This window comes from Macrococcus armenti, from assembly GCF_020097135.1.
Lineage (GTDB): Bacteria > Bacillota > Bacilli > Staphylococcales > Staphylococcaceae > Macrococcoides > Macrococcoides armenti.
The window spans coordinates 1680985-1695197 of the sequence record NZ_CP083608.1 but is presented as its reverse complement, the minus strand read 5'-3'; the positions used below and the strand labels follow the sequence as shown (position 1 = coordinate 1695197).

Here is a 14213-nt window from a genome sequence, read left to right as displayed (position 1 = left end):
TATAATAAACGAATTATAAACGAAAGTCAACTATTTCTACCCTCTTTCTTCGGAGTAACTGCGCTCTTCCTTCGGATTAACTGCGAATGTGTCGTATACATGCGTGTGTCAGAGGTGTGGCGCGCCTTAGTAGGATTTTTGGTCGCTGAATACGTTAAAGACGCTATACGTTATACCAATTCTGCGTATATGTAGCGCTTGTGTGCGTGTGTGTGTGCGTGGCGCTTTAGTGGGATTTTCGAGGTCTGAATACGTCATAGCATGTACGTGCGTGTGTACGCCTACACGAGTGCGCCTGCGTGCGCGGCGGCGGTCGGCTGCGGTGGTGCGCGCCCTAGTGGGATTTTTGACGGCCTAATACGTTATAGGCAACGCTTGACGTTATAGGCTTTGTATACGCTATCTCGGTCGATTGCGCAGTAAATACGTAATACCTTCGAGGCGTTGCCGAATACATGCGCGCATTTTACTATATAAGAAGAAACTCGAACGCTTAAAAATTTATGTGAACGGTCAACGCTTACGCCTGCAAGCGTTTAACGGTATTTTTACGGATGTTTTATAAAACTTTTTTAAATTAACACTTGCAATTTCGCAATGCAAAGCGTATAGTATAGATAAGCAATAACGAAAGGCGGTGCAGATATGAACAAAGCGCAGGAAGTCGAAAACGAAATAAAAGCGTTGTTAGCTTCTGATGTATCAAGTAACGAATTGAGTCGTAAGGCTGATATATCGCTATCGACGGTTAGCCGTTTGCGTAACGGTAAAATGGAATTAGGTAACATCACATTAACGAACGCTAAAAAGCTATATAAAGCGGTGGACGAGTTGGACGATTTATTAACTTAATAATAACGCTAAAAAGTTTTTTAAAAAAGTTGCAAAAAAGCATTGCAATATCGTAATACGTGTGATATAGTTAAGACAGTTAGAAAAGCAACAAGGCGCGCAACGCTTTAAGCGCCTATAAAATAGACTTGCGTTGCGGCGTATTCAGACGGATAGGGTAGCGCCTCGAGAAAAACGCTAACGAGTAATAAAACGAAAAATAAACGAAAGGTGGTGCAAACATGAAAAACTTAACGCTTAATCATTTAATTAAAGCGCAGGACGAGGAATCACTAGAGGCATTCGTTAATATGCTTAACTACGGATTAGACGCAGACGCTGCAATATTCGCAATCTGTCACGGTCAATGGTACTATCTTGACGGCGTACCGACTGACAATAAGGACGCGGCGGAGTGGCTATTCTATCACTACAATTTTTACGACGAGGATAGTGACGCCGAGTCAGATATTCCGGAGTTAGCGGAAGCAATCGATCGAGGCGAGTGGCTTATCGGTAAAGGTAAACACGAAAGTATTATCATATCGACGTGGTAAGTTAAACGAAAAATAAACGAAAAAAAGGACGGTATATTATTATGACAATCGAAGTAAATGTTTTTATAGAAAACGTAAGTCACAGTATTAACAACGGTAAGTGGTACGATTTAACAGATTCAACAGATTGCGAAGATTTAAAAGAATTATTAGAAGATAGCGCAGGATGTGAGTTCATTATAAGCGACTATGAAGCGCCTTTTAATATCGAACAGTACGCAAACATTAACTACTTAATCGAATTAGTCAGCAAAGCGCAGGAATTATCGGAGGACTACGAGAAACTCGTATTTTTCGAAGAGGCGGAATGGTGCGAAGACCTCGACAAGCTAGTAACTGATATTGAACAGTATTACAGAATTATCTACATTGACGGCGGCGGTTTTTCATGTTGTAGCAATTCGCATGAAGCGTTAGGCTATTATATGGCGGAGCAAATTCTTGACCTTGACGAATTTACTGAACGTTATTTCGATTATGAAGCGTTTGGCCGTGATTGTGCATTCGATTATACGGAGATAGTACTAGACGACGCATATTTATTTTATTCATGTTAGACGAAACGAGGACGAAAACATTGTGTAAAGACGAATTAAAGGCGTGTATAGTCTGCTTTATTGCAGGCATCGCGTTCGGACTGATTTACGTATTATACGTGATACAGAGCGACGCAATTTATTACGGATATTAAACGAAAAATAAACGATAAAAACGAAAAAGGACGGTAAAAACACTATGAAAAAATTAAACACGATTAAAAAGGCTATTTTAACAACGGTAACAACGGCGGTATTATTTACGGGATTGACTGCGGACGTGAACGCTGCTTCAAAATCTAAAAAGGTGGTTAAAAAGCCGGTTTATACGTATACTTACGAAGGCGGAGCGCAAGCGGCTTGCCAGATGTACCGCGTATGTAACAAAAACGCTAGTATCTACACGTTTAAGGCGGTAAACGCTCACTTACTGCAAGATTTAACTTATTATGACGCACAAGAAAAAAGCCGTAAAAGGCTAGTAAAAGGCGCTTATTATCACGTCATTTATATCGGAGACTATCCGAAAAAAGCGGTTAGAATCAATAGAACGAAGCAATTAGATGCGAAATATAAACGCATACAAGCGCAGCAAAAGCGTTATAAATTCCGTAATTATAACGGAGGTTACACGTTTTAAACGAATAAAAGCGAAGGCATTCGGGAATTATCCCGAGTGTCTTTTTTTGTTGCGTATTTCTGTATCGATCGATTTATAAGCTATTTAAACGCTATACAAGCGTATTATATCCGTTATGGTGCTTATACCATTAAAACGGGTATAACGTCGCTTGTGTGGCGTTTATTTGCGTTTAAAAGCGCAGGCGGATATATACAGATATATCTGCGCTATCAATTCGCTTTTTTTCTGCGGAGGTGCAGCGCCTGCAAGACCGCCGTTGATTACGATTAATAATCCGCTATTAACTCCGTTTAAATATCCGCGCGCGCTATTTGTCTAACCGTTATTAATCCGCTTTTTAATGCGCTTTAGTATCGTTATGTTATACGTTATGTATTGCGCTTAATACATGCGCATATAAGCGACGTTATACGCTTAACGTACTAAACTATTAGAACGGTATATAAACGCTTGTAACACGCTTTAAAACGCTTATAAACGGTATAAAACGTTATGTTATAACGCTATGTATTAGCGCTATTATATGCGTATGTATGTTTATAATCGATATTAATTACGAATGTGTAACGATTGCTATTACGTTGTTATATGATGCAATAAATCGAATGTAAAGCGTTGTTATATGCGAATGTGTATCGATGTTAAAGCGAATGTATAACGAATGTAAAGCGTTGTTATATGCGAATGTGCTTGTATTGCGAATGTGTAACGATGTTGAATGCGAATGAATAGCGAATGAATTGCGATGTGGTTGCGTTGCTATTACGTGGCAACGTACGTTAGAACGAACGCCATCAAAACCGAACACTGTGCATACATTTGCATGAATATACGTAAATAAACCGTTTTACTTCCGATAATATATAATTATGTAAACTAGAAACAACGCAAAACTAACGCTTAAACATTGATATAACAACGATTAAAGCAGTTACATGCGAAATGCAACGTTATTCATCGTGAAACATCGCAAAAACACGCGAAAACGAATGCATACGAATGTATAAACGGACGAATGAAAACGAACGAAGGCGCAGGGACGGGCGGGGGTAGTTTCAACGGATGCAGCGCGCCTGACGTATCTCCAAACGCTACAAAATTTTAAACCGGTATCGCTATTTCTACGCATTATAACGCCATTCCTACGCAATATAACACCATTTCTACGCCATTTCTACGCAATATATCGCCATTCATACGCAAAACAATCGCAATATGCAGCTATTCTAGCGTATATCAACGCCATTCATACGCAAAACAACCGCAAAACATTCGTTAAACAACCGATTTAACCGACATATATGTACGGATATTAGCCGTATTTAACCGATTTATATCGATATTTATGAATGGCGCGCGATCATTATACGCTAATTATCCGTATTATCTGCTGAAAAAGCGCTAAAATAACGCCATTCTGCGTCAGTATTCCGTAAAATGACAGACACTATTCCCGGATAATTACCGACCAATTACGCCCTAAATACACGCAAAATAGACGGCATTTATGCGTTATTTATCCGTTTAAAGAGCGCAAAAAGTTCCGAATAATTCCGATTTTATACACCCTATGATCGCAGTATATACGGTATTGCTGCATAGTAAATTAACGCAGTAGAATCGCATAACATCAACGAATGCAGGCGTATATGTCCGGATATTAATACGCAAAATATACGCAATAATATACGATATTATACGGAAATTATGGATGGCCGCGTTGGTATGCGTAATATTACCGTAATATAAATGTAACGTAAATGTAATATAGATTCCAATAACTGTTAAATATTATGTAAATAAATGTTATTAATATTACAATTGTGTTACAAATGTCCGTTTCATGTCCATTCGACTGCCCTTATAATGAGGGCTTATCGCTCTATACATATATATACGTTATTAATAACGCTTTAAAAACGCTATAAGTTAAATCGTTAATAAACGTTATTAAACGCATATATAAATCAATTACTTTGTAATTGATTTAAGATTAGCAAAGCTAATCTTGAGAATAACGATTAAGCAATAAATACTCTATTGCGTAATAAAACGTTATAGAACGTATACATACGTTATTGCGTATAAGAACGTTATATACCGTATATATACGTATTAAATATAAAGAGGCGCTGAATAGTCTAACCGATTAATAATCGCTCCTTTGCGTATATCATAACGTATTATTGCGTTAAAGAAAACGAAATATAAACGAATGTCGAACGGCACGACAGATAGTATGCCGGATTAAACGTCATACAGACGGTATAAAAGGGGTGGCGAAAATGAACGAAATAATCGACCAAGAAGCGATTCTTGAATATATTAACGAATTACTGAACGATCAGAAGCGTATGATAGTCGGTATCAGTACGAAAGCATACGACGGAGACGACGATATAAGCAAAATCATAATTAACGTAGCGCCGCGTGATAACGATGTCTAACTTCGATACTTTATCGGAAAAGCAGAAAGAGGTTGCGGAGTTGATGGTTGAAAACGCAATCCATCGTAGGAGCGCTAAAGACGTTAAGAAACTATCGCAGCAGGAACTCGGCGAGGCCGTTGGTGTAACCGATAGAACGATACGCAATTGGCAGAAAGACCCTGCGTTCTTAGCGTACTTAGAGCATCTGTCTCGTTTGCGATTACAGGCAGCAATGCCCGACTTTATTGCGACATTGATTACGAACTTAGAACGCGGACAAAACTTATCGACGAAACAACTCGACTTAATGGCGAAGGTAGGCGATTGGTTGCCCGAAACTAAAAGCGCAAGCAGTACGATTAATTTACAACTCGGAGCGTCTTCGCTTGAAGACCGTATAGCAAAACTAGAGGCGCGCAGAAAGACTGTATACGACGCTAAGCCGGTAATAGAACACAAGGATATTGCGAATGAATCCGACTAATATGGCGCTAGGCGAAGACGGTTACTTATTGCCGAGAGACGAGCGCTTAGAAATACAGGCGCTACTAGAAACCGAGTTAGAACTGCTATACGAGTTGATTAAAAGCGGACAGGCAACGCAGGTCGATATGGAGCGGTTTGTTACCGTTGACGAGCAAGTAGAACAGTTAGAGCGAATTAACTCGTCGGAATTCGATGTTGCTAGGTTTGCGGTTGAATACTTTTCAGACGATGCTAATCCGGAGAATGACGAGAACTTAATTCCTAGCGGAGTTAATTACGAAACTATGTCGGCATTCCATCACGAGTTTAGCGCTATGCTATCTGATATTGCGATAAATAAAGCCGATAGTAATATCGCGTGGGCGTGTCCTCGTTCACATGCGAAGACTGCGTACGGATCGAACATATTCCCGATACACCAAGCCGTATATAAGCATAGAACGTTTATCGTCGTATTATCCGAAACAGTAACGGTTGCAGGTGCGTTCATTCAATGGGGCAACCGTCAGCTAAAGTTTAATCAGAAGTTAATCGATGATTATGGACGACTATTGCACGAAAGACCTGCATCGAATGATATCGATAATAAAGAGGAGTACGTTACTTCTAACGGCGTTAAAGTAATGGCGCGTGGTGCAGGCGGACAGATGCGTGGTATGCGTTTCGGTAACACTCGTCCGCAGTTAATGATATTCGACGACCTAGAAGGCGAAGAAGACGTTAATACGAAAGAGCAGCGTGCTAAAATGCGAAATTGGTTTAACGAAGAGGCATTGCCTGCGATGGACAAGGTTAAAGGTATTGCGTTATATGTCGGAACTATCCTTTGCTACGATTCATTGCTCGACATCGTTATCCGTAAGGACAGACGATTTAAGAGCAGACGATATAAAGCCGTAGAAAGATTCGCTGACAATACCGAACTTTGGGACGAATGGCGACGCATATATCTTGCCGATAGTGAAACCGCACAGGAAGATGCTAGAGCGTTCTATGACGCAAACGAAGAAGCGATGCTGAAAGGCACTAAACTGCTTTGGGGCGAGTATTGGACGTACTACGACTTTATGATCCGATTAACGAATATGGGCGTTAAGTCGTTTACGCAGGAGTACCAAAACGAGCCTACCGACGAAGAGCGTCAGATATTTAAAATCGATAGATTCACGTTCTTTGACGAGAATATGACGTTTAATCACGATAACTACGATTTCTATTGCGGTATTGACTTTGCGATGGGGAAGGAGAAGGGCGATTATTCTGCGATAGTAACAATCGCTAAGAATAAAGCAACTGATGTGTGCTACGTTGTTGACGTTTTCAATAAGCGTGTACATCCGAAAGAATTCCTCGAAGTTATAGTCGATAAGGTAAGACGTTTTCAGTATACGAATATGGCGGTAGAGGCGCAAATGGCGCAGGAATTCTTCGCGGATACATTAAGCGACAGATTGACCGACTTAGGTTATCCGGCACATAGCCGACTGATTGCGGTTAAGCAGCGTACTCGTAAGGAACTACGTATTGAAGCAATGTCCCCCGATACAGAAAACGGTAGGATACGCTTTATGCGTTCACAGACGGACTTACTCGAACAGTACGAGAAATATCCGATGGTTGACTTCGACGATATGGTCGATGCGACTGAAATGGCGTATAGCATTGCCACGAAAGCAAGCAACGGTAGTATCGAAACACTCGGTAACTACTACGCTAAAGCTAAGGGTACTGCGAAGGAAGAACGCCAAGATAGATTAGCGAACTTTACTCGCAGATACGGAAGAAGGAGGTAATGCTACGTGGTTGTACCCGATTATAATATACTAACGCCCGATACGGTAGATAAGCTATTAGAGCGCCCTATCGAAACTGCGTTAGGAAAGCGTGAAATAGAACGCATTAATAACATTCAAGCGAATTACGATTACTATAACGGCAAACAGGATATCGACGAGTTCGGTAAATACATATATGCGACTGATGACGATTCGTGGGACGGCAAAGACTACGAGCCGTCGAAGTATTGGACGAATTACTTCAAGGCGTTTATAAAGCGTAAATCAAGGTGGCAGATGGCCGGTAATCATGGTATTAACGTTGTGCCGGTTAGCGACGAAAAGGCTGACGTTGATTTCGCAAAAGACGTAGAGAAGATTCTATATCGCTTATGGAAAGATAACGATATGGATTCGACTAAAATGCAGCTTGCGCGTGAGCGACTGATTGCCGGTAGTATTGCGTGTAAGTTAGTTTATAACGATAGAACGGGTCGTATGCACTGGATATGGCATAAGGCTACCGAAGTATTCCCGGTTTATTCGAAAGACGGATTTAACGAACTTATCGGATGTGACATTATCATTCCGCAAGAAGACGATGACGATCCGGATAAGACGCAGTACGTACGACAGTCCTTCCGATTAGACCCCGATAGGAACTACGAGTGTTGGTTTGACGAGGTGGTGTTCCGAGAAGACTTGACTGTTAAACGAACGATAACGGATAAGACTTACTTAGGATTCGATTTCGTTCCCGTTGTAACATTCGACATACATTCGCTTGCTACGGAATCTTCGCATTTCGAAGACGTAGAAGATATGAAGGTATTAACGAGATTGCTTAACGGAATGATGGAAGACGCAAGCGACTCGCTTAAATTCGAAATGTTCGGAATGACCGTTATCAAGAACGCAGACTTAACTGCTGACACGGATTTACAGATTGCGCCCGGTGCTTTACTGAAGATAAATAGCAGCGCCAATCACGCAGCAGACGTTGAAACGATTGAGACAACGTTCCAATGGAAAGAAACGTTTAAAGACCAATATAACCGAATTAAATCTGCATTACACGAGTTAAACGGTATTCCGCAGATAACACCTACCGAGTTAAACTTCGGTGGTATGAACGATAGGGCGTTACAGGTGCTATACCAAGAAATCATTCAAGAAACGCAAGAGCAATGGTTAATGTGGAATCGTGACTTTGGCGAACTATTCCTTAAATCGCTTTTATACTTGCAGAAACGTACTACGACGAAGAAGTTTAGGTACGACATAGAAACGATTAATAAGGTTACAGACGAACTTGAAACCGAAATGAACTTCGTATTACCGTTACCGGACGATAGATCGGATATGGTCGATTTAATCATTAAAGAGATTGAAGGCGGACTTGAATCGCATAAACATGGTATGCAGCGTCTAGGCGTTAAGTCTCCGGAAGATAAGATGACCGAGATTGAAGACGAAAGATTGCGTGCTATGCAGATGTCTGACCCGTATGGCGAGTCTGCTGCGTACGAAGCGCCTAAGACAGACTATAACGAAGTTGATGTATTAAAGCCTATAGAAGCCGAATTATAAACGAAATTTGACCGAACGTTAAGTCGATAAAAGAAACGGATACTATACTCGACGGAGTTAAAACGGAGGTAACTGAATGGAAGATAAACTACGATTAAACTTACAATTCTTTTCGGAGGAGGACGGCAATCCTAGCGAATCTGGCAACGTTGATAACGATTTAGGTAACGATGTAGATAACGTGAATGAGCCGGATAAGCAAGAAGTAGAAAAGAAATTTACGCAAGAGGATATCGATCGTATCGTAAAAGAACGATTAGCACGCGCTAAGAAGGATGCCGACGAAGCAGCAGAAAAGGCGCGCCTAGAAGAGCAAGGGCAGTATAAAGAATTGCTCGACAAGGCAAACGAAGAAATCGAATCATTGCGTGCAGAAAAAGCGAAAGCTGAACGTGAGCAGTCGATTAATTCGAAGTTACTTGCGAAAGGTTTAACTAGCGAAGAAGTTATCAAGTATTCGAAGTATGTCGATAAACTTGCGGAGACTGACGAAGAATTAGATACGGCGATTGAAGACGTATATAACGATTTCGTAGCAGCAAAGCAAGCGGCATATAAAGACCCTAACGCCGGCTTCGGCGGTAAGAAAGAAACAGAGCAAAAAGGCGACGACGAAGTAGGGCGAGAATTATTTAACCGTTTAGGGCGTTAATTAACGTTCTATAAACGAAATATAAACGAAAAAGGAGAAATAAATTATGGCTTACACTTTAAAGCAAAGCGAAACACAGTTCCGTGGCGGTAAAAACATTTTAGCGTCAGAACACGTTCAATATGTACACGGTGGTGCTACTTTAGACGGATCAAAATTCCCGGAAGGATTAATCGAGGTTGGAACGCTAATCGCACGTAACGATTCTACAGGTAAATATGAGCCGTTTTCTGATGCGGAAGGATTTAAGAACTTCTACATCTTAAACGAAGACCACGATCATGACGGTAAGACAGACGCTATTACAGGCGCAGTAATTATCGAAGGCTCTGTATATTTAAAGAAATTACCAACGGCAGACCAATCGAAAGTAGAAACTTTTGCACCGTTAAATCAAAACATTCATTTCGTCGACCATATCGAAGGATAATCGACAGAAGTCTGTAAACGAAAAATAAACGAAAATATATTAAAAGGGGACTGTTAAATTATGGCAGGTATTACGCATTTAAAAGAATTCCAAAAACCAGCATTACGCGGGTTTATCGATGAATCAATGAAGGCAAACTTCGAGGAGTTACAATTCGTTGAATCGTTCATTGGAAACGAAGTAACATATAACACTCACTACGCATACGACATTATCCAACGTTCACAACACATCGCAGGTATGATTGGTCTAGGCGCAGAAAAGCCGGTTGTTGACCGTCACGCTACTGCAAGTAAAATGGGCGAATTAGCGCACTTCGGTTTAAAAGACGTTATCACAATCGAAGAATTATACGCAATTCATCAAGCACGTTCTAACGGAGAAAAGAACGCAGTTGTAGACAAGTTATTAAACCGTTCTGCTGACTTAGTAGACGCATTAAAGTTACGAATCCGTGTTGAAAAACTTAAAGCGTTGGCATTAGGTAAAAACGAATACAACAAGAACGGAGTTAAAATCGCTCTTGATTACGGTATTCCTGCGGAACACAAAATCGCTTTACTAAGCGGATCGGATTGGCAAGATGCTGAACGTGACGTAATCGGAGACCTTTTAGGTTGGGTTGAAGTATACCGTAAATCAAACGGTAAGAAACCGGAATCAATGCTTTTAACTCGTAAAGTCCTTAACTTATTAACGGACAACAAAACGATTATTGCAGAAGCACGTCCGGCAGTACCAAACGCTACTCGCGTATCTTTAGCGGAAGTAAACGAAGTGTTATCTCGCTACGGATTACCAAGCGTTGTATTAGTAGAAGAAACGTCAATCGAAGTTAAAGATATCTATACGGGAGAAAACGAAGTAATCGAAGTATTCCCGGAAAACCGTATCGTATTCGCATCTAAAGGCGCAGGGGTATTCTTAACAGGCCCGAATCCGGATGCAGAAAACTTTGCACCGGTGGCAACGTTAGAAGCGTATGACGAGCGTACACCTAAGCGTTCTATCATCGAAGTAGCGCAAAGTGGATTCGCTATCTTAGAAAATCCAACGCTAGTATTACACGCAGACGTTATCGGAGCATAATACGGGAGGTAATCGGATATGGCGAAAGTTAAAGTATTAGACGCAGTTGTCAACGGAGTTACTTCGGGTAATACACTCGAAGTATCTGCCGAAGACGCTAAACGTTTAGAGGCGATTGGTTACGTAGAAGTGCTAGAAGAAAAGAAAGCACCTGCACGCAAAGCATCGCCTAAAAAAGACGAAGATAAATAAGCGTAGGAGGTCGTTAGCATGGACGTACAAGCGCTTGCTACGAAATTAGAAGTTGAGCAGTCGATAGTCGAAAGAGCCGTCTTAGCTAACGGCTTTTCTATCGATTTAGATTATACTACGCCACAAGAGAATTTAATTACGATGTATACGGAATATCTGCTTGCGAAAGAAGACGAGAAGAACGCACGCCTAGCGTTCAAGTATCAAGACGGGGAAGAGTCGGTTGATAAGTCGGAGATATACGATCAATACAGAAAGTATGCAAACGATTTAAGACGTGATTGGTCGGAAGCTAAAGCGTTATATGACGATGAGTTTTCGGGCAGTCACAGTTTCTTTACGATTAGAAAGCGAGCGCCTCACTTAGATGCAAGAACTCGCCAATAGCGTAGAAGAGACGAATCAACAGGCGCAGGAAGATATTATCGCAGAATTAGCAGCGTTGAGCGTTATCCTAATCGATACTCTTAACGCCTTTGCTAAGACTGAAACGATAACTACGGTTAGTGATAACGGTAACCCCCGACAGATAAAACGTACTACCGTAAACACATCGCAGTTAAGCAAGATTATGGCGGAGATAGACCGTATAGAACGTAAGTATAACGACATATTGTATAACGGTGTAATTAACGCAATGAAGGACGCAGTAAACATAACTGCTGAATCGTTGGTTGATGAGTTAGATAACGCTCGTAAGAAAGCGATTGTCAATGTCGAGAAGGAACTCGGTAAAGCAGTTGTTATCGGAGATAAGACGTTAGAGCAGCGTGTAAAGATATCTACATCGAATACAATGACGGACATTCGTAAGTATATTCGTCAAGGCGTATTAGGTGGCGATGATATCAATACGATTGTCGGTAACGTAAGAGATACGTTTAAAGATACGGATTGGACGGTTAGGCGAATCGTTGAATCAGAAGTCTATAACGCATATCGATTTCAGTTCGGTACGACCGCGGACGCTAACGGTTACGATTGGGTACGAATACACGAGTCATTCCCGCGACACCCTAGACGTAAATATCACAAATGCTATCCGTTAGCAAACGCTGATAAATACGGCAAAGGTAAAGGCGTGTATAAATCGACTGACTCGATAATCTATTATCCGCATCCACAATGTACATCGTGGTTAGAAGTCGTGGAGGTGCGTAGTTAATGCTTACTAACGAAGATTTACTCTTTATGAAAGAAACCCGCAAAGAAATCGTACACTTACGCAGAAGACCGATAGAAATCGAATATCGTTCCGAAGGTAAGAAGAACATGGCTACAGGCGTTATTGAATACGTTACATTGCGCAAGACAGTAATGTCAGTCGTTAACGATCGTACTTCCCGTGTTGCTGCTGAAAGACGTTTACGCGACCAAGCAGAAGCGATAGAAGGCGATTTATGGTTTAGTATTGCGGTTGAAGAACTCGAAGGAATAGACGCTAGAAAAATCGTTTACGTATGTCATCGTGGCGATAAGTATTCAGTTGTATCGGAAGACCCGAAAGGTATCGGTATTTATAACCGACATGAATTCGTTGGGAAGAAGACGACATGAAGATACGTATTAAACTCGGCGGCGATATAAGACGATTGCAGAACGACATAAGTGCGGCGAAAGTAACGAAAGTTATCGCAGACGTAGATACTGAATTAGGAGAACTGACGAAGGATACTACGCAGAAGATGGCGAATAGAGCGCCGGTAGATACCGGATTGCTTAAAAACACGATAAGCGATAGCGCACATCACGCAGGGGCGTTACATTGGCAGATACTCGCTAATCTCGATACGGTACCGTACTATTGGCGACAAAACTTCGAGCATAAGAATAAACGATATTACGTTACAATTCCCGTCAACGAGGCGGAGATGGAGATTGTGCCGAGATTACAAAGGGTGGTCGATAAAGCGTGGTAGAACGTATTACGTATAAGCACTTTATCATCGGTCTGCGTGTATATCTCGAAGAGCAACTCGGTATTCCGTGTGTTTGGCGTTATCCCGGTTATATTGTGCCGGAAAGCGAAGACTTTATCGGTATCGAGTTAGTTAATTCGGGATTTACGGAACAGACGAAACTAGACGATTTAGTGACGGAAAATATCTATTTAAACATCGCAAGTTATTCTAAGGACGTTGTTAGGCACGCTGACACTAACGGTAAGATAACGGAGATTCTCCTTTATCATAAGCTGCCGTTAATGAACGAGAAGGGCGAGATACTCGGATACTACAGCGTATCTAAGATTAACAACGCAATAACGATTCCATTCGGAACTCTTGCGGAAGACGAAACGAACAGTATACGCAGTTATACCGACATATTGGTAGAACTAGCGCATATCAAAATAAACGAAAAATAAACGAATAAAAGGGGACTAAATAAATGGCGATTAATCAAACGGTGTCTAAAGGTACTAAGACGGTATTATTCTTCCAAGCGATGGACGATACTACTACAGACGGTAATCAGTTACGCTTAGCGTTCCAAACTGAACACGAATTATCTCGTGAGCGTGAGTCAATCGAAGAAAATACGAAAGACGGTACGTTAAAAGATACAGGATCGGAGAACGCTACATTAGATATCACGTCTTACGTAGTACGTAACGATAAAACGCACCAATTACTTAAAAACGCATACGTAGAAGATAAAATGCTACAAGCGTGGGAAGTCGATATTACAGAGCCTAACGAAAGCGGTAAATATCCTGCTACGTATATGCAAGGTAAATTAACGAACTATAACACGTCAAGTGGTACTGACGGATATACAGAGTTATCGACTACTTTCGCAGTAAACTTATCTCCGCGTGAAGGCGAAGTTACATTAACACCGGAACAGTTCACGGCAGTTCAATACGCATTCCAAGACTTTGGTGCGTTAGCTACGGCAGCACAATCGGTTTAATAGCGGACGATAGACGATACAGACAAGCGGGGTAGTATGCACTACTTCGCTTTCTTTTCGATTAATTATACATATAAACGGAGGACGAAC

18 protein-coding genes are annotated in these 14213 nt (G+C 41.2%); all 18 read left to right on the top strand.

The genetic code is table 11. From position 1 onward, the window contains the following. The first annotated feature begins 645 nt into the window (after window positions 1-645). Window positions 646-852: a helix-turn-helix domain-containing protein gene (locus LAU42_RS08930; RefSeq protein WP_224183253.1), complete on the top strand. Its 207-nt coding sequence runs from the start codon at window positions 646-648 to the stop codon at window positions 850-852. A 221-nt stretch (window positions 853-1073) separates the two neighbouring features. Then, complete coding sequence (locus LAU42_RS08925) at window positions 1074-1388, top strand: hypothetical protein (protein WP_224183252.1); 315 nt, start codon at window positions 1074-1076, stop codon at window positions 1386-1388. A 41-nt stretch (window positions 1389-1429) separates the two neighbouring features. Continuing rightward, window positions 1430-1945 carry an antirestriction protein ArdA gene (locus LAU42_RS08920; protein ID WP_224183251.1) on the top strand — a complete coding sequence of 172 codons (516 nt, stop codon included), beginning with the start codon at window positions 1430-1432 and terminating at the stop codon, window positions 1943-1945. A 178-nt stretch (window positions 1946-2123) separates the two neighbouring features. Next, window positions 2124-2564 carry a hypothetical protein gene (locus LAU42_RS08915; RefSeq protein WP_224183250.1) on the top strand — a complete coding sequence of 147 codons (441 nt, stop codon included), beginning with the start codon at window positions 2124-2126 and terminating at the stop codon, window positions 2562-2564. A gap of 2288 nt (window positions 2565-4852) precedes the next feature. Further along, window positions 4853-5014 carry a hypothetical protein gene (locus LAU42_RS08910; RefSeq protein ID WP_224183249.1) on the top strand — a complete coding sequence of 54 codons (162 nt, stop codon included), beginning with the start codon at window positions 4853-4855 and terminating at the stop codon, window positions 5012-5014. Then, the gene (locus tag LAU42_RS08905; RefSeq protein ID WP_224183248.1) at window positions 5007-5480 is read left to right on the top strand and encodes a phBC6A51 family helix-turn-helix protein; all 474 of its coding nucleotides are present in this window, start codon (window positions 5007-5009) and stop codon (window positions 5478-5480) included. Before LAU42_RS08910 ends, LAU42_RS08905 begins: the two co-directional genes overlap by 8 nt. Then, complete coding sequence (gene terL, locus LAU42_RS08900; RefSeq protein WP_224183247.1) at window positions 5467-7275, top strand: phage terminase large subunit; 1809 nt, start codon at window positions 5467-5469, stop codon at window positions 7273-7275. Before LAU42_RS08905 ends, terL begins: the two co-directional genes overlap by 14 nt. A gap of 6 nt (window positions 7276-7281) precedes the next feature. After that, window positions 7282-8847, top strand: coding sequence for a phage portal protein (locus LAU42_RS08895; protein WP_224183246.1), 1566 nt, complete (start codon window positions 7282-7284; stop codon window positions 8845-8847). A gap of 76 nt (window positions 8848-8923) precedes the next feature. After that, a complete protein-coding gene (locus LAU42_RS08890) occupies window positions 8924-9499 on the top strand; it encodes an ATP synthase subunit B family protein (protein WP_224183245.1) in 576 nt (191 codons plus the stop codon). Window positions 9500-9545: 46 nt separating this feature from the next. Further along, a complete protein-coding gene (locus tag LAU42_RS08885) occupies window positions 9546-9929 on the top strand; it encodes a hypothetical protein (protein ID WP_224183244.1) in 384 nt (127 codons plus the stop codon). A 60-nt stretch (window positions 9930-9989) separates the two neighbouring features. Next, a complete protein-coding gene (locus tag LAU42_RS08880) occupies window positions 9990-11018 on the top strand; it encodes a major capsid protein (protein WP_224183243.1) in 1029 nt (342 codons plus the stop codon). 18 nt (window positions 11019-11036) lie between these two features. Beyond that, window positions 11037-11210, top strand: coding sequence for a hypothetical protein (locus tag LAU42_RS08875; RefSeq protein WP_224183242.1), 174 nt, complete (start codon window positions 11037-11039; stop codon window positions 11208-11210). Between the two features lie 18 nt (window positions 11211-11228). Then, window positions 11229-11597 carry a hypothetical protein gene (locus tag LAU42_RS08870; RefSeq protein WP_224183241.1) on the top strand — a complete coding sequence of 123 codons (369 nt, stop codon included), beginning with the start codon at window positions 11229-11231 and terminating at the stop codon, window positions 11595-11597. Next, window positions 11578-12375, top strand: coding sequence for a hypothetical protein (locus LAU42_RS08865; protein ID WP_224183240.1), 798 nt, complete (start codon window positions 11578-11580; stop codon window positions 12373-12375). The genes LAU42_RS08870 and LAU42_RS08865 overlap by 20 nt, the downstream gene beginning before the upstream one ends. Then, window positions 12375-12767 (top strand): hypothetical protein, encoded by a 393-nt coding sequence (locus LAU42_RS08860; protein ID WP_224183239.1) that lies wholly within the window; start codon window positions 12375-12377, stop codon window positions 12765-12767. The genes LAU42_RS08865 and LAU42_RS08860 overlap by 1 nt, the downstream gene beginning before the upstream one ends. After that, on the top strand, window positions 12764-13129 hold the full coding sequence (locus LAU42_RS08855) for a hypothetical protein (RefSeq protein WP_224183238.1): 366 nt from the start codon (window positions 12764-12766) through the stop codon (window positions 13127-13129). Before LAU42_RS08860 ends, LAU42_RS08855 begins: the two co-directional genes overlap by 4 nt. Then, window positions 13123-13575, top strand: a complete 453-nt coding sequence (locus tag LAU42_RS08850) for a hypothetical protein (protein ID WP_224183237.1) — start codon at window positions 13123-13125, stop codon at window positions 13573-13575. The genes LAU42_RS08855 and LAU42_RS08850 overlap by 7 nt, the downstream gene beginning before the upstream one ends. Window positions 13576-13598: 23 nt before the next feature. Further along, window positions 13599-14123, top strand: coding sequence for a phage major tail protein, TP901-1 family (locus LAU42_RS08845; RefSeq protein WP_224183236.1), 525 nt, complete (start codon window positions 13599-13601; stop codon window positions 14121-14123). Window positions 14124-14213: the final 90 nt, after the last annotated feature.